This is a genomic window from Streptomyces sp. NPDC046335 (assembly GCF_055587985.1).
In genome coordinates, this window is the sequence record NZ_JBVJFF010000023.1 from 29,237 (window position 1) to 48,764 (window position 19,528).

Genomic DNA, 19,528 nt, shown 5'->3' on the forward strand with positions numbered 1-19,528 from the left:
TACCCGCGTGGACGGGAGTGCGTACCCGGCTGGTCAGATTGGTGAGAGTGCGTTCCCGCTGGTCAGGACTTTCCGAGTTCCTCGTCGATGATGTCGAAGACGTCGTCGAGGGTTGCCGATGTCAGGTCGTCCGCCGGGGCCTCGGGTTCGCTCTCGTCCCAGGTGGACAGGAGCGAGCGGAGCCGCAGCCGGATGTCTCCGGCCAGGGCGTCGTTGGGGTCGAGTTTGGAGATGGTGACCGTCAGCTTGTTCAGTTCGCCGAGCACCGCGGCGGCGGGTGTGCCGTCGCCGGTGAGCACCGTCGTGCGCAGGTGGGCCGCGAGTGCCGCCGGGTTGGGGTGGTCGAACACCAGGGTGGCGGGCAGTCGTGATTCGACCTCGGCGTCGAGTCTGTTGCGCAGTTCCACGGCGGTGAGGGAGTCGAAGCCGAGCTCCTTGAACGCGCGGTCGGCCTCGACGGCCTCCGGGCCGGGGAAGCCGAGCACGGCCGCGGTGTGGGTGCGTACGAGTTGCACCAGGGCGCGGTCCTGCTCCGCTTCGGTGAGGCCGGCGAGCCGTTGGGCGAGCGGGACCGGGGCCGCGTTGGAGCCGTCGCCGGAGCGTGCGGACCGGCGGCCGGGTGTGGGCACCAGGCCGCGCAGCAGTGGCCGCACCTGTTCCGGGTCGGCCCGCAGTGCGGTGAGGTTGAGCGCGGCGGGTACCGCGGTGGCGGTGCCGGTCGTCTGCGCGGCGTCGAACAGTGCCATGCCGGCGGTGTTGGACAGCGGGGTCATGCCGCCCCTGGCCATCCGCTGTACGTCGGCGTCGTCGAGGTGGCCGGTGATGCCGCTGGCCTCGGCCCACAGGCCCCAGGCCAGTGAGGTGGCGGGCAGCCCCGCGGCCCTGCGGTGCTGGGCGAGCGCGTCGAGGTAGGCGTTGGCGGCCGCGTAGTTGCCTTGGCCGGGGCCGCCGAACACACCGGCTGCGGCGGAGAACAGCACGAACGCGGTGAGGTCCTGCTCTCTGGTCAGTTCGTGCAGGTGCAGCGCGGCGTCGGCCTTGGGTGCGAACACGGTGTCGATGTGTTCCGGGGTCAGAGACTCGATCACGCTGTCGTCCAGGGCGCCCGCCGTGTGGATGACGGCGGTGACGGGGTGTTCGGCGAGGAGTGCGGCGAGGGCGGCGCGGTCGCTGACGTCGCATGCGGCGACGGTGACCCGTGCGCCGAGGTCGGTCAGTTCCCGGTGCAGTTCCTCCGCTCCTGGTGTGGCCGGGCCGCGCCTGCCGGTCAGTACGAGATCCCGTACGCCGTGGTGGGTGGCGAGGTGGCGTGCGGTGAGGCCGCCGAGTACGCCGAGGCCGCCGGTGATCAGCACGGTGCTTTCGGGGGTGAAGGCGGGCTGCTCGGGGGCGTCGGCGGGGGCTTCCGCGGGGGCGGTGAGCCGCGCGAGTCTGGCCACCGTGGCGGTGCCGTTCCTGATGACCACCTGCGGTTCGCCGGTCGCCACGGCGGCGGGCAGCTTCCGCAGCGACTTCTCGTCGCCGTCCACGTCGGCCAGGACGAACCGTGCCGGGTGCTCGGTCTGTGCCGAGCGCACCAGGCCCCAGGCGGGAGCGCGTACCAGGTCCGGTACGGCGTCGTCAGGTCCTGCCGGTACGGCGCCGCTCGTCACGAAGACGAGCCGCGATGCGGCGAGCCGGTCGTCCGCGAGCCACTTCTGGAGCAGGTCCAGGGTGTGGTGCGTCGCCTCGCGCGGGGTCGTCGCGTTCTCCGCGGGTGTCACGGCCACGCACCGCGGTGCGGGCATGCCGGCGTCGACGGCGGCGAGGAGCGCGGCCAGGTCGGGGTGCTCGTCGACCGGTTCGCCTGCCGCGGTGAGCGCGTGGGCGAGGCGGGCGGTGTCGCCGCCGAGGACCGCCCAGGTGCCGGTTTCGGGTACGGCGTCCGGCATCGGCGCCCATGTGACCTCGAAGAGCGAGTCGCGGTGGGCGGAGCGCGCGGCGTTGAGCTGGTCGGCGGAGAGGGGGCGCAGGCTCAGTTCGTCGACGGCGGCGACCGGTTCGCCGGAGCCGTCGGCGGCGAGTACGGCGACGGCGTCCACGCCGACCGGTGTCAGCCGGACCCGCAGCGCTGTCGCTCCGGTCGCCAGGAGCCGTACCCCGGCCCAGGAGAACGGCAGCCCCTGCGCGCTCGTCCCGAGCCCGGTGGCGTGCAGCGCGGCGTCCAGGAGTGCCGGGTGCAGGCCGAAGCCGGTGTCGGCGAGGCCGTCGGGCAGTGTCACTTCGGCGAACACCTCGTCGCCCTTGCGCCAGGCTGCGCGCAGCCCCTGGAAGGCGGGGCCGTGGTCGAGGCCGGATGCGGCGAGGGTGGCGTAGTGCTGTTCCAGGTCGACCGGTTCGGCTTCGCCGGGCGGCCAGGCCACGAGGTCGTCGGTGACGGGGGGCGCCTGGGCCGTCAGGGTGCCGGTGGCGTGGCGGGCCCAGTCCCCGCCCTCGTCGGTACGGGAGTCCACGGTGAACGCGCGCCTGCCGGACGCGTCGGGACCGTTGAGGCTGAGCCGTATGTGGACGCCGTCCCGTTCGGGCAGCACGAGGGGCGCTTCGAGGACCAGGTCGTCGAGGGAGGCGCAGCCGACGTGGTCGCCGGCGCGCAGCGCGAGGTCCACGTAGGCCGCGCCGGGGAGTACCGCGGTGTCCAGGACGCGGTAGTCGGTGAGCCAGGGGTGGGTGCGCAGGGACAGTCTGCCGCTGAACACCAGGCCCTGGGAGTCGGCGAGTTCGGTGACGGCGGCGAGCAGCGGGTGCTCGACCCGGCCGAGGCCCGCCGATGTCACGTCGCCGGAGGTGGTGTGCGTCGTCGTGGGCCAGAAGCGCCGGCGCTGGAAGGGGTAGGTGGGGAGGTCGACGCGCCGGGCTTCGGGCAGCGGCCAGTCGATCCGGCAGCCGCGCACGAACAGTCTGCTCGCCGAGTTCAGCAGCCGGTCCCGGCCGCCGTCGCCGCGCCGCAGGGAGCCGGTGACCAGGCCGTCGGTGCCGGTCAGTTCGCCGAGCCCGGCCACCAGGACCGGGTGCGGGCTGACCTCGACGAAGGTGGTGAAGCCTTCCGCCACCAGGGTGGTGACGGAGTCCGCGAACTCCACCGGCTGCCGCAGGCTGCGGTACCAGTACGAGGCGTCCAGGTCGCGGGTGTCGAGCCAGCCGCCGGTCAGCGGCGAGTGGTACGGCACGTCGCCGGAGCGCGGAGTCACGTCCGCGAGGCCGTCGAGGAGTTCCGCCTCGACGCGTTCGACGTGGTGGGAGTGCGGGGCGTAGTCGGCGTTGACCCGCCGTGCCCATACACCGCGTTCGGCGCAGACCTCCATCAGCTCGTCCAGCGCGGTGATGTCACCGGAGACGACGACCGAGGCGGGGCCGTTCACCACGCCGACGGCGAGCCGGCCGTCCCAGCGGGCGATGAGTTCGCGTGCCTCGTCCGCGCCGAGGGCGAGTGAGGCCATGCCGCCTTGGCCGGCCAGCGCGGTCAGGGCCTTGCTGCGCAGGACGGCCAGCCGGGCGGCGTCCGGCAGGGACAGGGCGCCCGCGACGCATGCCGCGGCGATCTCGCCCTGGGAGTGTCCCAGTACGGCGCTCGGCTCGACGCCCCAGGACCGCCAGGTGGCGGCCAGTGACACCATCACCGCGAACAGGGCGGGCTGGACGACGTCGAGGCGCTCCATCAGGCCGGGGTCCTTGATCGCGTCGAGGAGCGACCAGTCGACGTACTCGCCCAGTGCCTGGGCGCACTCCTCCATCCGTGTGCGGAACACCGGTGAGGAGTCGAGGAGTTCCAGGGCCATGCCGACCCACTGCGTGCCGTGGCCGGGGAAGACGAACACCGTTCCGGTGCCGCGGTTCTCGGCCGTGCCGGTCACGACGTTCGGCGCCTCGCGGCCTTCGGCCAGGGCGGTGAGGCCGGTGCGGAAGTCCTCCCGGTCCAGGCCCACCACCACGGCCCGGTGGTCGAACACCGAGCGGGCCCTCAGTGAGTGGGCGATGTCGGCGGCCGTCACGGCCGCGTCGCCGCGCTCGAAGTCGTCGCGGAGGCGGGACGCCTGCTCCCGCAGGGCTTCGACGGACCGCGCCGACAGCACCCACGGCACGACGCCCGGCTCAGTCGGTACGACGCCCGGCGCCGTCGCTGTGATGTCGGGGGACGCCGTCTCGGGGGCCGTCGGTTCGGGGGCCTGCTCGATGATGGTGTGCGCGTTGGTTCCGCTGAAGCCGAACGATGACACACCGGCCCGCCAGGGGCGGTCCACGGCAGGCCACTCGCGCCGGTCGGTGAGCAGTTCCATCGCTCCCGCCGACCAGTCCACGTGCGACGACGGCTCGGTGACGTGCAGTGTCTTCGGCAGTACGCCGTGCCGCATCGACATCACCATCTTGATCACACCGGCGACACCGGCCGCGGCCTGGGTGTGACCGATGTTGGACTTCACCGACCCCAATTGGAGCGGCCGCTCGGCGGGGCGGCCCTGGCCATAGGTGGCGAGCAGGGCCTGCGCCTCGATCGGGTCGCCGAGGGTGGTGCCGGTGCCGTGCGCCTCGACGGCGTCCACGTCCGCCGGTGTGAGGCCCGCGCTGGCGAGCGCCTGGCGGATGACGCGCTGCTGGGAGGGGCCGTTGGGGGCGGTCAGGCCGTTGGACGCGCCGTCCTGGTTGACTGCGGAACCCCGTACGACCGCGAGGACCTGGTGCCCGTTGCGTTGGGCGTCGGAGAGCCGCTCGACGATCAGCATGCCGATGCCCTCGCCCCAGCCGGTGCCGTCGGCGCTGTCGGAGAACGCCTTGCACCGGCCGTCCACGGACAGTCCGCGCTGCCGGCTGAACTCGATGAACGCGCCCGGCGTCGACATCACCGTCACACCGCCCGCGAGCGCCATCTCGCACTCACCCGAGCGCAGGGCCTGCGCCGCCAGGTGCAGGGCGACCAGGGACGACGAGCACGCCGTGTCCACCGTCACCGCGGGGCCTTCGAGGCCGAACGTGTACGACAGCCTGCCCGACATGACGCTGGCCGCGCTGCCCGTGGCCACGTGCCCGCCCACGTCCTCCACGGCGTCGCCGAGGACCAGTCCGTAGTCCTGCACGTTGGAGCCGACGAACACGCCGACACGCTCGCCGCGGACCGAGTTCGGGTCGATGCCGGCCCGCTCGAAGGCCTCCCAGGAGGTTTCCAGGAGCAGCCGCTGCTGCGGGTCCATCGCCAGCGCCTCACGCGGTGAGGTCCCGAAGAACGTCGCGTCGAAGTCCGCCACCTGGTCGAGGAAGGCGCCTCTGCGTGAGTACGTCGTGCCGATGCCCGCGGGGTCCGGGTCGTACAGTGCCTCGATGTCCCAGCCGCGGTCGGCCGGGAAGTCCGTCACCGCGTCCCCGCCCGACATGAGCACCTGCCACAGGTCCTCCGGGCTCGCCACACCCCCGGGGTACCGGCACGCCATCGCCACGATCGCGATCGGCTCGTCGGACACGGCCGGCGGTGCGGCGTCCGGTGCCGGGGGTGCTTCGCCGTGCGGTTCCACGACGGCCGACAGCAGGTGGTCGGCGAGCGCAGCGGGGGTGGGGTAGTCGAAGACCACGGTCGCGGGCAGGGTCAGGCCGGTCGCGGTGGCCAGCGCGTTGCGCAGTTCCACGGCGGTCAGTGAGTCGAAGCCCAGGTCGCGGAAGGCGCGGTCGGCGTCGACGGCACCGGCCGTGGTGTGCCCGAGGACGGTGGCCGCCTGCGCCACCACCAGGCCACGCACCAGTTCGCCCCGCTTGGCCGCGTCCAGGCCGGTGAGCCGGCCCCGCAGCTCCGCCCCGCCCCGGTCGGAGCCGCCCGCTTCCGAGGGTCCGCCGGCACCGGCGTTCCGGCCCGCGACGGCGTCACGTGCTTCGGGCAGGTCGGCGAGGAGCGGGCTGGGCCTGCCGATGGTGAACGCGGGTGCGAACCTCTCCCAGTCGACGTCCGCGACGACCGTGCTCGCCGTGCCGCCGCCGACCGCGTCGGCGATGGCGCCCACCGCGAGTTCGGGCGGCAGCGTCAGGAGTCCGCGCCGTGAGAGCTGCCGCTGTGCCTCGTCGTCGGCCATCCCGCCGCCGCCCCAGGGACCCCAGGCCACGGCTGTGCCGGGCAGGCCGTGGGCGGTGCGGTGTTCGGCGAGCGCGTCGAGGTAGGCGTTGGCGGCGCTGTAGCCGACCTGGCCGCCGCTGCCCCAGACGCCGGCGATGGAGGAGTACGAGAGGAAGGCGTCGAGCGGTGTGTCGGCGAGCAGTTCGTGCAGGTGCCCTGCGCCCGCGACCTTGGCGCCGACCACGTCCGCGAAACGCGCGAGGTCGGTCTCCTGGACGGGGGTGCTGTCGTTGAGTCCGGCGGTGTGCACGACGGCGTCGACCCGGTCACCGGCGGCGGCCAGGCCGTCGAGCAGCGCGGCGAGCCCTTCCCGGTCGGCGATGTCGACGGCGGCGACGGTGACGCGGGCGCCGAGACCGACGAGCTCGGCCTCCAACTCCGCGGCGCCCTCGGCCGCGCTGCCGCGACGGCTGACCAGGACGACGTGCTCGGCGCCGTGCTCGGCGGTCCAGCGCGCGGCCCTCGCACCCAGGGCGCCGAGACCGCCGGTCACCAGGACCGTGCCGCGCGGGGTCCAGCCGGAGCCGGAACCGGAGCCGGGGCCCGTGGTGGCCCGGGCGTCGGCCCTGCGGAGTCGGCGCGTGAAGACGCCGGTGCCGCGTACGGCGACCTGGTCCTCCGCCCCGCCGAGGAGTCCGCACAGCCGTGCGGCCACCCGCTCGTCCACCGTGTCCGGCAGGTCGACCAGTCCGCCCCAGCGGGCCGGGTGTTCGAGCGCCGCGGCCCGGCCGAGACCCCACACCATCGACTGCGCGAACCCCGCGACCGTGTCATCCGCGACCGCGGCCACCGCACCCGACGTCACGCACCACAGCGGCGCCTGTACGTCGGCGTCGCCGAGCGCCTGCACCAGCGCGAGGGTGGCCGCGACGCCGTTCGGCACCGCGGGGTGGTCGGCGTGCGGCGACTCGTCGAACGCCAGCAGCGACAGGACTCCGCCGATCCCTTCCTGGTGCGCGGGCGCCCGCTCGACGGCCGTGCGCAGCGCGTCGGCAAGCCCCGCGCGGTCCGCCGCCCCGTCGACCTCGACGACGGTGAGCGCCAGGCCGCCGCCGGTGAGCAGTCCGCTCAACGCACGGGCGCGCTCGTCTCCGGCGTGCGCCACGATCAGCCAGGTGCCCGAGGGCGGCGTCGTGGCGGGGACACCGACGGACTTCCACCCGACGGTGTAACGCCACTGGTCCAACGTGGTCTTCTCGTGGCTCCTGCGCCGCCACGACGTCAGGAACGGCAGCACGGCGCGGAGCGAGTCGGTCGCCCCGTCCTCGGTGATGCCCAGGGACGACGCGAGCGCGGTCGCCTCCTCGCCGTCCACCGCGGCCCAGAACCGCGCCTCGTCCGCGTTCGGCGCGGCTCCGGCGACGGCGGGCCGGGCGTCCATCCAGTAGCGCTCGCGCTGGAAGGCGTACGTGGGCAGATCGATCCGCCGGGCTCCGCTGCCCGCGAAATACGCGGCCCAGTCGACCGTCACACCCCGCGTGTGCAGGGCAGCGACAGCGGTGACAAGCGCGGCCCCCTCCGGCCGGTCCGTACGCAGCGCGGGCAGGAACACCGCGTCCGGCGCACACCCCAGCCCCAGAGCGGACAGCGTACCGCCGGGCCCGACCTCGACGAACATCTCCGCGCCCTGCGCACGCAGCGCCACCACCGCGTCATGGAACCGCACCGGCTCCCGCACATGCCGCACCCAGTACTCCACCGACATCAGCTCATCGGCAGTGGCCGGGCCGCCCGTCAGCGTCGACACGATCGGAAGCTTGGGCACCTCGTACGACACGCCCTCAAGCACCCGACGGAACTCGTCCAGCATCGGGTCCATCAGCGGCGAGTGGAACGCATGGCTGACCTTCAGCCGCGACACCTTCCGGCCCGCCGCACGCCACTTCGCCGCGACCGCGTCAACGTCCTCCGCGACACCGGAGACGACCACCGAGGTGGGGCCGTTGACCGCAGCGATGCCGACGGTCTCCGACAGATCCGGGGCCACCTCTGCCTCGGACGCCTGGATCGCAACCATCGCACCGCCCGCGGGCAGCGCCTGCATCAGCGCACCCCGCGCCGACACCACCTTCACCGCATCAGCCAGCGACCACACACCCGCCACATGCGCGGCAGCCAACTCACCGATCGAGTGCCCGGCCAGGACATCGGGGCGTACCCCCCACGCCTGGAGAAGACGGAACAGAGCCACCTCCACCGCGAACAACGCGGGCTGCGTCACCCCCGTCTCATTCAGCGCGTCGGCGTCCTCACCGAAGAGGACTTCGCGCACTCTCGGGTCACACTCATCCAGTACGGCGTCCAGCGCGTCGGCGAACTCCGGATACCGGGAGGCCAGTTCACGGCCCATCCCAAGACGCTGCGAACCCTGACCCGAGAACAGGAAAGCCAGCCGGCCGGGCTCACCGGCGACCGAGCTGATCACGGCTCCGTTTGTCCGGCCGTCGGCCATGGCCGTCAGGGCCGCCAGGAACTCCGCACGGTCGGAGGCCACCACCACCGCACGGTGGTCCAGTACCGACCGCGAGGTCGCGAGCGAGTATCCGACGTCGATGGGAGAGTGCTCGTCCACCAGGGCCAGCAGACGCCCGGCCTGGTCGCGCAGGGCGCCCTCGTCGCCCGCCGACAGCACCCACGGCACCGGGCCGCCGTCATGTGCCCTCGGCTCCGAGGTTTCCTCCCGCTCGACCGCAGGTGCCTGCTCGATGACGGCGTGGGCGTTCGTACCGCTGAACCCGAACGACGACACACCCGCCCGCCACGGCCGGTCCGCGACCGGCCATCCACGCTCCTCGGTGAGCAGCTCCACCGCACCCGCGGACCAGTCCACGTGCGGCGACGGCTCATCGGCGTGCAAGGTACGCGGCAGCACGCCGTGCCGCATCGCCATGACCATCTTGATGACGCCCGCCACACCGGCCGCCGCCTGCGTGTGACCGATGTTGGACTTCACCGAGCCCAGCAATAGAGGCCGGTCACCGCCGCGGTCCTGCCCGTAGGTGGCAAGGAGCGCCTGCGCCTCGATCGGGTCACCCAGCTTCGTGCCCGTGCCGTGCGCCTCGACCGCGTCGACATCCGACGGCGTGAGGCCCGCGCTGGCGAGCGCCTGGCGGATGACGCGCTGCTGGGAGGGGCCGTTGGGTGCGGTCAGGCCGTTGGACGCGCCGTCCTGGTTGACTGCGGAACCCCGTACGACCGCGAGCACCGGGTGGCCGTTGCGTCGGGCGTCCGAAAGACGCTCGACGAAGAGCATGCCGACGCCCTCGCCCCAGCTCGTGCCGTCGGCGCCCGCTCCGAATGCCTTGCACCTGCCGTCCTGAGACAGTCCGCGCTGCCGGCTGAACTCGATGAACGCGCCCGGCGTCGACATCACCGTCACACCACCCGCGAGCGCCATCTCGCACTCACCCGAGCGCAGGGCCTGGACCGCCAGGTGCAGGGCCACCAGCGACGACGAGCACGCCGTGTCCACCGTGACCGCCGGGCCTTCAAAGCCGAAGGTGTACGACAGGCGGCCCGAGGCCACGCTGGCCGCGTTGCCGGTCGCCACGTAACCGCCCACGTCCTCGCAGGCGCCGCCGAGGACAACGCTGTAGTCCTGGGCATTCGACCCGACGAACACGCCGACGCGTTCACCGCGCAGCGACGCCGAGTCGATCCCCGCGCGTTCGAGGAGTTCCCAGGACGTTTCGAGGAGCAGCCGCTGCTGGGGGTCCATCGCCAGCGCCTCGCGCGGCGAGATGCCGAAGAACCCGGCGTCGAAGGCGCTCACGTCGGTCATGAACGCGCCGGAACGCAGGTAGGTGGTACCCACCGAGTCCGGGTCGGGGTCGTACAGTGCCTCGACGTCCCAGCCGCGGTCGGCCGGGAACTCCGTGACCGCGTCCCCGCCCGCCCGGAGGAAGTCCCACAGGTCCTCGGGGCTCGTCACACCGCCGGGGAACCGGCACGCCATCGACACGATCGCGATCGGCTCATCGGTCACACCGGAGGGGGCGACCGGCGTGGCGGAGGTGGGTGTCGCGTCCGCTCCGCACAGTTCGACGCGCAGGTAGGCGGCCAGGGCGGCGGCCGTCGGGTAGTCGAAGACCAGGGTCGCGGGCAGGGCGATGCCCGTGGCATCGCGGAGCCGGGCGCGCAGCTCGACGGCCGTCAGGGAGTCGAAGCCGAGCTCCTTGAACGCGCGCGTCGGGGGAAAGGCGTCGCCGGATACGTGGCCGAGCACCGCGGCGGCCTCGTACCGGACCAGCTCGGTGAGGTGCCGCTCCTGCTCGGCCTCGTCGAGACCGGCCAGCCGCTGCGCGAGGGCCGACGTGCCGCCCTGCTCCGCGGGGAGGGCATCGAACACCTCGCGTACTTCGGGGAGTTCGCCGAGGAGTGCGCTGGGGCGCTGTGCCATGAAGGTGCCGGCGAACCGGGTCCAGTCGACGTCGGCGACGACGATGGTGCCGTCCCCGCGCTCCAGGGCCGTGGCGAGACCCGCGATCGCCACCTCCGGGGCCATGGTCCCGAGGCCCCAGCGGTGCAGCCGCGTGGCCTGCGCGTCGGTCGCGACCATGCCGCCGCCGCCCCACGGTCCCCACGCGACGGCCGTGGCGGGCAGGCACGCCGCCCGGCGGTGGTCGGCGAGGCCGTCGAGATAGGCGTTGGCAGCCGCGTACGCGCCCTGTCCGCTGCTGCCCCACACGCCGGCGATGGAGGAGAACAGGACGAACGCGTCCAGGGGCGTGTCGCCGAGGAGCTCGTGCAGGTTGCGCGCGCCGTCGGCCTTGGCCGCCAGCACATCGGCGAACTCGGTGAACCCGGTGAGGTCATCCGGGCTGAGGCCGTCCGGGTCGATGTCGGCGAGGGCCGCCGAGCGTTCGATGCCGGCCGCGTGGACGACCGCGGTGAGCGGGAACTCGGCGGGGACCGAGGCGAGTACGTCCGCCAGCGCGTTCCGGTCAGCCGCGTCACAGGCCGCGATGGTGACCCGGGCGCCGAGCGCGGTCAGCTCCGCACAAAGCTCCCGCGCACCCTCGGCCGCCGGGCCGCGCCTGCTGGTCAGGAGCAGATGCTCGGCGCCCTTGCCCGCCAGCCATCGGGCTACATGCGCGCCCAGGGCTCCGGTGCCGCCGGTGACGAGGACCGTGCCACGCGGCGACCAGCCCTCCCCGGACGCCTGGCCCACCGGAGCGGGCACCAGCCTGCGGCTCATCACCTTGCCGCCGCGCAGCGCGACCTGGTCCTCGCCACTGGTTCCGGCGAGCACGGAAGCCAGCAGATCGCCGGTCTCCTCCCGAGCCTCGCCCTCCCCCTCTTCCTGCGCCTCGTCCGCCGCCTCAGGGAGGTCGATGAGGCCGCCCCAGCGGCCGGGCTGCTCCAGGGCTGCCACCCGGCCCAGGCCCCACAGCATCGACTGCTCGAACCCGGCGGCGGTGTCACCGTCAACCACCGACACCGCGCCCGACGTCACGCACCACAGCGGCACGTCGGCCTCCCCGATAGCCCGTAGCAGACCGACCGTGGCGGCGACACCCGCGGGCACGGTCGACGCGCCCGCGTCGGCGAGCCCCAGCAGCGAGACCACACCGGTCAGAGACGACGGGTCGGCCAACTGCCGCGCCCAGTCGGCCGCTTCCGGGTCCACGCGCAGGACACGTACGTCCGCGCCATTGCGGGTCAGCGCGTCGCCGACCCACTCGGCGCGCTCCTCACCGGCCGCCGCGACGACCAGCCAGGCACCGTCCAACTGCCGGCTCCCGGCGGCCACCGGACGCCACTCGACGCGATACCGCCAGCCATCGGCCGTGGACCGGTCGCGCTGCTTCCTGCGCCACGCCGACAGGCGGGGCAGCACGGCGCTCAGCGGATCGTCGGACGAAACGTCCAGGGTACGGGCGAGGTCCGCGATGTCGCCCTCTTCCACGACCTCCCAGAACCGCGCCTCCACCGGCGATATCCGCTCGGCGCTCAGGTCGACGGCCGGGGTGTCCAACCAGAAGCGCTCACGCTGGAAGGCGTACGTCGGCAGGTCCACCCGCCGCGTACCACGACCGGCGAAGAACGCCTCCCAGTCCACCTCGACACCGCGTACGTGCAACTGGCCGAGAGCCGTCGTGGCAGCCACCGCTTCGGGACGGTCGCCGCGCAGTGTCGGTACGAAGGCCGCTTCCGGCGCGGATTCCTGGCCCAGGGCGCACAGCGTGCCGCCAGGACCGACCTCGACGAACGTCGCCACGCCCTCGGCCACCAGTGCTTCCACGGCATCGGCGAACCGCACCGACTCGCGCACGTGCCGCACCCAGTACTCAGGCGAGGCCAACTCCTCGGCGCTCGCGCGGACGCCGGTCAGCGTCGACACGATCGGGATCGACGGCGCCTCGTACGACACCTCTTCGAGCACCCGACGGAAATCGCCGAGCATAGGCTCCATCAGCGGCGAGTGGAACGCGTGGCTGACCTTCAAGCGGGACACCTTGCGGCCCGCCTCACGCCACTTCTCCGCGACCGCGTCTACGTCCTCCGCGACACCGGAGACGACCACCGAGGTGGGGCCGTTGACCGCAGCGATGCCGACGGTCTCCGACAGATCCGGGGCCACCTCTGCCTCGGACGCCTGGATCGCGACCATCGCACCGCCCGCGGGCAGCGCCTGCATCAGCGCACCCCGCGCCGACACCACCTTCACCGCATCAGCCAGCGACCACACACCAGCCACATGCGCGGCAGCCAACTCGCCGATCGAGTGCCCGGCCAGGACATCGGGGCGTACACCCCACGCCTGGAGAAGACGGAACAGAGCCACCTCCACCGCGAACAGCGCGGGCTGCGTCACCCCGGTCTCGTTCAGCGCGTCGGCGTCCTCACCGAAGAGGACTTCGCGCACTCTCGGGTCACACTCATCCAGTACGGCGTCGAGGGCCGCAGCGAACTGCGGATTACGGGAGGCCAGTTCACGGCCCATGCCAAGACGCTGCGAACCCTGGCCCGAGAACAGGAGACCCAGTCGGTGCGGCGCGGCCTCGCCGGACACGACGCCCGCGCCGCCCCGCCCCTCGGCGAGTGCCGTCAGCGCCGACTGAAACTCGGCGGGCTCCGCGGCGACCACCACCGCGCGGTGCTCGAAGGCCGCTCGCGAGAACGTCAGCGTACGGGCGACGTCCGCCACGTCCAGGTCCGACGACCCGTCCACGAAGGAGTTCAGCCGCGCGGCCTGCTCGCGCAGCGCCTCGGGGCTCTTGGCCGACAGCGGCCACGGGACGACCGTGCCGGACGGCGAGGGCTGCGGGACTGCTCCCTCCGGGGCCTGCGGGGCTTGAACGGCTTGCGGGGCCTGCTCGATGACTGCGTGGGCGTTCGTACCGCTGAATCCGAACGACGACACACCCGCCCGCCACGGCCGGTCCGCGACCGGCCACTCACGCTCCTCGGTGAGCAGCTCCACCGCACCCGCGGACCAGTCCACGTGCGGCGACGGTTCATCGGCGTGCAAGGTACGCGGCAGTACGCCGTGCCGCATCGCCATGACCATCTTGATGACGCCCGCCACACCGGCCGCCGCCTGCGTGTGACCGATGTTGGACTTGATCGAGCCCAGCAACAGCGGCCGGTCGGCGGGGCGGTCCTGGCCGTAGGTGGCAAGGATGGCCTCGGCCTCGATCGGGTCACCCAGCTTCGTACCGGTGCCGTGTGCCTCGACCGCGTCCACGTCGGACGGGTCGAGGCCGGTGGCCTCCAGCGCGGCCCTGATGACCCGCTGCTGCGAGGGGCCGTTGGGTGCGGTGAGCCCGTTGGACGCGCCGTCCTGGTTGACTGCGGAACCCCGTACGACCGCGAGGACCTGATGGCCGTTGCGTCGGGCGTCCGACAGGCGCTCGACGAGCAGCATGCCGATGCCCTCGCCCCAGCCGGTGCCGTCCGCGTCGGCCCCGAAGGCCTTGCACCGGCCGTCCACGGACAGTCCGCGCTGGCGGCTGAACTCCACGAAGGCGGCGGGCGTGGACATCACCGTCACGCCGCCGGCGAGGGCCAGCTCGCACTCGCCCTTCCGCAGTGCCTGGACCGCCAGGTGCAGGGCGACCAGGGAGGACGAACACGCCGTGTCCACGGTCACCGCGGGGCCTTCGAGGCCGAACGTGTACGACAGGCGGCCGGAGATGACGCTCGCCGCGCTGCCGGTGCCGAAGTAGCCGTCGACGCTGTCCGGCGCGGCCATCATCAGCGTCGTGTAGTCCTGGCCGTTGGTGCCGACGAACACGCCCGACCGGCTGCCGCGCAGCGACGTCGGGTCGATGCCCGCCCGCTCGAAGGCCTCCCAGGAGGTTTCCAGGAGCAGCCGCTGCTGCGGGTCCATCGCCAGCGCCTCGCGCGGCGAGATGCCGAAGAACGTCGGGTCGAAGTCCGCCACGTGGTCGAGGAAGGCGCCCCTGCGGGAGTACGTCGTACCGACGCCCGCTGTCTCGGGGTCGGGGCTGTAGAGCGCCTCGACGTCCCAGCCGCGGTCGGTCGGGAACTCCGTCACGGTGTCCTGGCCCGACAGCAGGACCTGCCACAGGTCCTCCGGACTGGCCACGCCGCCGGGGTAGCGGCACGCCATCGCCACGATCGCGATCGGCTCGTCGCTCTCGCCGGTGACGGCTCCGGAGCCGGAGGCGGCAGGCGCCGCTCCGGAGAGCGTCGCGCGCAGGTGGGCGGCCAGGGCGGCGGGCGTCGGGTAGTCGAAGACCACAGCTGCGGACAGGGCGATGCCGGTGGCCTCGCTGAGGCGGGCGCGCAGCTCCACGGCCGTCAGGGAGTCGAAGCCGAGCTCCCTGAACGCGCGCGTCGCGGAGAAGGCGTCGGCGGAAGCGTGGCCGAGTACCGCGGCGGCCTCGGACCGGACCAGCTCGGTGAGGTACCGCTCCTGCTCGGCCTCGTCCAGACCGGCCAGCCGCTGCGCGAGAGCCGACGTGCCGCCCCGCTCCACGAGTACGCCGTCGGACGCGGCGTCGGCCACGGCGCGGACGGCGGGGAGTTCGCCGAGGAGTGCGCTCGGGCGCTGCGCCATGAAGGTGTCGGCGAACCGGGCCCAGTCGACGTCGGCGATGGTGACGTTCGCGTCGCCGTGCGCGATGGCGGCGCCGAGGCCGGCGAGCGCCGCGTCGGGAGCCATCGTGAGCAGGCCGAGGCGCTTGAGGTGCGCGGCCTGCCCGGAGTCCTCGACCATGCCGCCGCCGCCCCACGGCCCCCACGCGACGGCCGTGGCGGGCAGGCCCGCCGCCCGGCGGTGGTCGGCGAGGGCGTCCAGGTAGGCGTTGGCGGCCCCGTAGGCGGCCTGTCCGCCACTGCCCCACACGCCGGCGATGGAGGAGAACAGGACGAACGCGTCCAGGGGCGAGTCGGCAAGGAGTTCGTGCAGGTTCCGCGCGCCGTCGGCCTTGGCGGCCAGCACGTCGGCGAACTCGGCGAACCCGGTGGACTCGGTGGACCCGGTGGACCCGGTGAGGTCGTCCGGGGCGAGGCCATCCGGGTCGAAGCCGTCCGGGCCGATGTCGGCGAGGGCCACCGGGCGCTCGACGCCCGCCGTGTGGACGACGGCGGTGAGCGGCGGGATGCTCTCCAGCATCGCCGCGACGGCGTCCCGGTCGGCCACGTCGCAGGCGGCGAACGTGACGCGCGCGCCAAGACCGACGAGCTCGGCCTCCAGTTCCTCGGCCCCCTGGGCGGTCCGGCCGCGCCGGGCGGCCAGCACGATGTGCTCGGCTCCGTGCGTCGCGAGCCAGCGTGCCACGTGGCCGCCGAGGGCGCCGGTGCCGCCGGTGACGAGCACGGTGCCGCGCGGCGACCAGCTCTCCTCGAAAGCCTCGCCCAGCGGGGCGGGCACCAGCCTACGGCCGAGGATCGCGTCGCCGCGCAGGGCGATCTGGTCTTCGCCGGATGCGGTGAGGGCGGAGGCGAGGAGGTCGCCGGTCCGCTCGTCCCGCACCCGGGGCAGGTCGATCAGGCCGCCCCAGCGGCCGGGGTACTCCAGCGCGGCGGCCCGGCCCAGGCCCCACAGCATCGACTGCTCATACCCGACGACCGCGTCATCGGCACCGGCACCATCCGCGCCCGTACCGGCACCGGCATCATCGGCGCCCGTACCGTCGGCACCCGCCGAGACCGCGCCCGACGTGAGGCACCACAGCGGTGCCTCCACGTCGTCAAGCGCCTGCAACAGACCGACCGTGGCCGCGAGACCCGCGGGTACGGTCTTCTCGCCCGCGTCGGCGAATCCCAGCAGCGAGACCACACCGCTCAGCGCCGGCAGCCCGGTCAGCTGCTCCGGCCAGTCGACTGCCTCCGGGTCCACGTGCAGGACGTGCGCCTCGTCGGCACCGTTCCGTGTCAGCGACGCCCGCACCCACTCGGCGCGCTCATCACCAACCGGCGCCACGACCAGCCAGGTACCGGCCGGCCGGCGGGACGCGGCGGTCACCGCACGCCACTCGACCCGGTACCGCCAGCCATCGGCCGTCAGCCGGTCCCGCTGCTTCCTGCGCCATGCGGACAGGCGGGGCAGCACCGCGCTCAGCGGATCGTCGGACGACACGCCCAGCGTACGGGCGAGATCCGCGGGGTCACCCTCCTCCACGGCCGCCCAAAACCGTGCCTCCTCCGGCGATGTCCGCTCGGTGCCCGCCTGGGCTGCCGGGGCGTCGAGCCAGTAGTGCTCGCGCTGGAACGCGTACGTCGGCAGGTCGACCCGCTGGGCCCCGCTGCCGTCGAAGAGGGCGGCCAGCTCCACCGGAACACCCTGTACGTGGAGTTGCCCGACGGCGGTGGCCAGGGCGACGACTTCGGGGCGGTCGCCGCGCAGGGCGGGTACGAAGGTGGCCTCGGGGGCGTTGAGCTGCCCGAGAGCGGAGAGGACGCCGCCGGGGCCGATCTCCAGGAAGACATCGATGCCCTGTTCGCGCAGCCCCGCGACGGCGCCGTGGAAGCGCACGGACTCACGGACGTGCCGTACCCAGTACTCGGGCGACGCCAACTCCTCGGCGCTCGCACGGACACCGGTCAGTGTCGACACGATCGGAACCGTCGGCGCCTCGTACGACACACCCTCAAGCACCCGACGGAAGTCGTCGAGCATCGGCTCCATCAGCGGCGAGTGGAACGCGTGACTGACCTTCAGGCGGGACACCTTCCGGCCCGCCGCACGCCACCGCTCCGCGACCATCTCAACATCAGCGGCGACACCGGAGACGACCACCGAGTCCGGACCGTTGACGGCGGCAAGACCCACCGTCTCCGACAGGTCCGGGGCGATCTCGGCCTCGGTCGCCTGAACCGCGACCATCGCACCGCCCGCGGGCAGCGCCTGCATCAGCGCGCCCCGCGCCGACACCACCTTCACCGCATCAGCCAGCGACCACACACCCGCCACATGGGCCGCCGCCAACTCGCCGATCGAGTGACCCGCCAGCGCATCCGGCCGCACACCCCACGACTCAAGGAGACGGAAGAGAGCCACCTCCACCGCGAACAGCGCGGGCTGCGTCACCCCCGTTTCGTTCAGCGCCTCGGCGTCCTCGCCGAACAGCACCTCACGCACCCGCGGATCGCACTCATCCAGTACGGCGTTCAGAGCGTCCGCGAACACCGGGTACTGGTCGGCCAGTTCGCGGCCCATGCCGAGCCGCTGCGAGCCCTGACCCGAGAACAGGAAGCCGAGCCTGTGTGGCGTCGCCTCGCCCAGTACGACGCCGGGGCCGCCGCGTTCCTCGGCGAGGGCGGTGAGCCGGTCGATGGTGGTGGTCCGGTCCTCTGCGAGGAGTACGGCGCGGTGCTCGAAGAGTGACCGTGTGGTGGCCAGCGAGAAGCCGATGCCCGTGGGGTCGAAGTCGGCGGAGGTGGCAACGGCGGACCGCAGGCGGTCGGCCTGCGCGCGCAGTGCCTCGGGGGTCCGGGCGGACAGCGCCCACGGTGTGACAGCGGGGGCCGGGCGGTCCCCGGCCGGGGCGGGTGCGGGAACGGTGTCGTCGGTGGTGTTCTCCGGGTCGGGCGCGGGCGCCTCTTCCAGGATGACGTGGGCGTTGGTGCCGCTGACGCCGAAGGAGGACACACCGGCGCGGCGCGGTTCGCCTGTCCGGGGCCAGGGCCGGTCCTCGGTCAGCAGCGCGACGGTGCCCGCGGACCAGTCGACGTGGCTGCTTGGCTCGTCGACGTGCAGGGTCTTGGGCAGTACGCCGTGCCGCATCGCCATGACCATCTTGATGATGCCGCCGGCTCCGGCCGCCGCCTGGGAGTGGCCGATGTTCGACTTCAGCGAGCCGAGCCACAGGGGGCGGTCGGTTTCCCGTTCCGCGCCGTAGGTGCCGATCAGGGCCTGGGCCTCGATGGGGTCGCCGAGGGTGGTGCCGGTGCCGTGCGCCTCGACCGCGTCGACCTGTGCGGGGGTGAGCCGTGCGCCGGCCAGGGCCTGGTTGATCACTGACTGCTGGGAGGGGCCGTTCGGCGCGGTCAGGCCGTGGGACGCGCCGTCCTGGTTGACCGCCGAGCCGCGGACGACGGCGAGGATGGGGTGGCCGTTGCGCTGGGCGTCGGACAGGCGCTCCACCAGGAGCATGCCGACGCCCTCGCCCCAGCCGGTGCCGTCGGCGCTGTCGGAGAAGGCCTTGCAGCGGCCGTCCACGGACAGGGCGCGCTGCCTGCTGTACTCGACGAACGTGCGCGGTGTGGACATGAAGGTGGCGCCGCCCGCGAGGGCGAGTGAGCATTCGTCGCGGCGGAGCGCCACCATCGCCAGGTGCAGGGCGACCAGTGAAGAGGAGCATGCTGTGTCGACCGTCACGGCGGGGCCGACGAGGCCGAGTGTGTAGGCGATCCGGCCCGAGGCGATGCTGCCGGCGCTGCCGTTGGCGAGGAAGCCCTCGAAGCCTTCGGGGGCCTGCGGCAGCCGTGTCGCGTAGTCGTTGTACATCACGCCCGCGAACACGCCGGTCTTGGTGTCCCTGGCCTGTGCCGGGTCGATGCCGGCGCGCTCGAACGCCTCCCAGGACGTCTCCAGGAGCAGCCGCTGCTGCGGGTCCATGGCGAGCGCCTCGCGCGGGCTGACCCCGAAGAACGCCGGGTCGAAGCGGGCGGCGCCCTGGAGGAAGCCGCCGTGGCGGGTGATGGAGGTGCCCGCGTGGTCGGGGTCGGGGTCGTAGAGGGAGTCGGTGTCCCAGCCGCGGTCGGAGGGGAACTCGACCACGGCGTCGCGGCCCTCGGCCACCAACTGCCAGAGGTCTTCGGGGGATTCGACGCCGCCGGGGTAGCGGCAGCTCATCCCGATGATCGCGATGGGCTCGTTCTCCCGCTCCTCGACCTCGCGCAGGCGTCGGCGTGCGGTGCGCAGATCGGTGGTGGCCCGCTTGAGGTAATCGCGGAGCTTGTCCTCGTTCTGCATCTGGCGTG

1 protein-coding gene is annotated in these 19,528 nt (G+C 73.2%); it reads right to left on the reverse strand.

The genetic code is table 11. The features are described from left to right. Positions 1 to 62 precede the first annotated feature (62 nt). Positions 63 to 19,520, reverse strand: coding sequence for a type I polyketide synthase (locus ACZ6JY_RS38425; RefSeq protein WP_469203862.1), 19,458 nt, complete (start codon positions 19,518 to 19,520; stop codon positions 63 to 65). Positions 19,521 to 19,528: the final 8 nt, after the last annotated feature.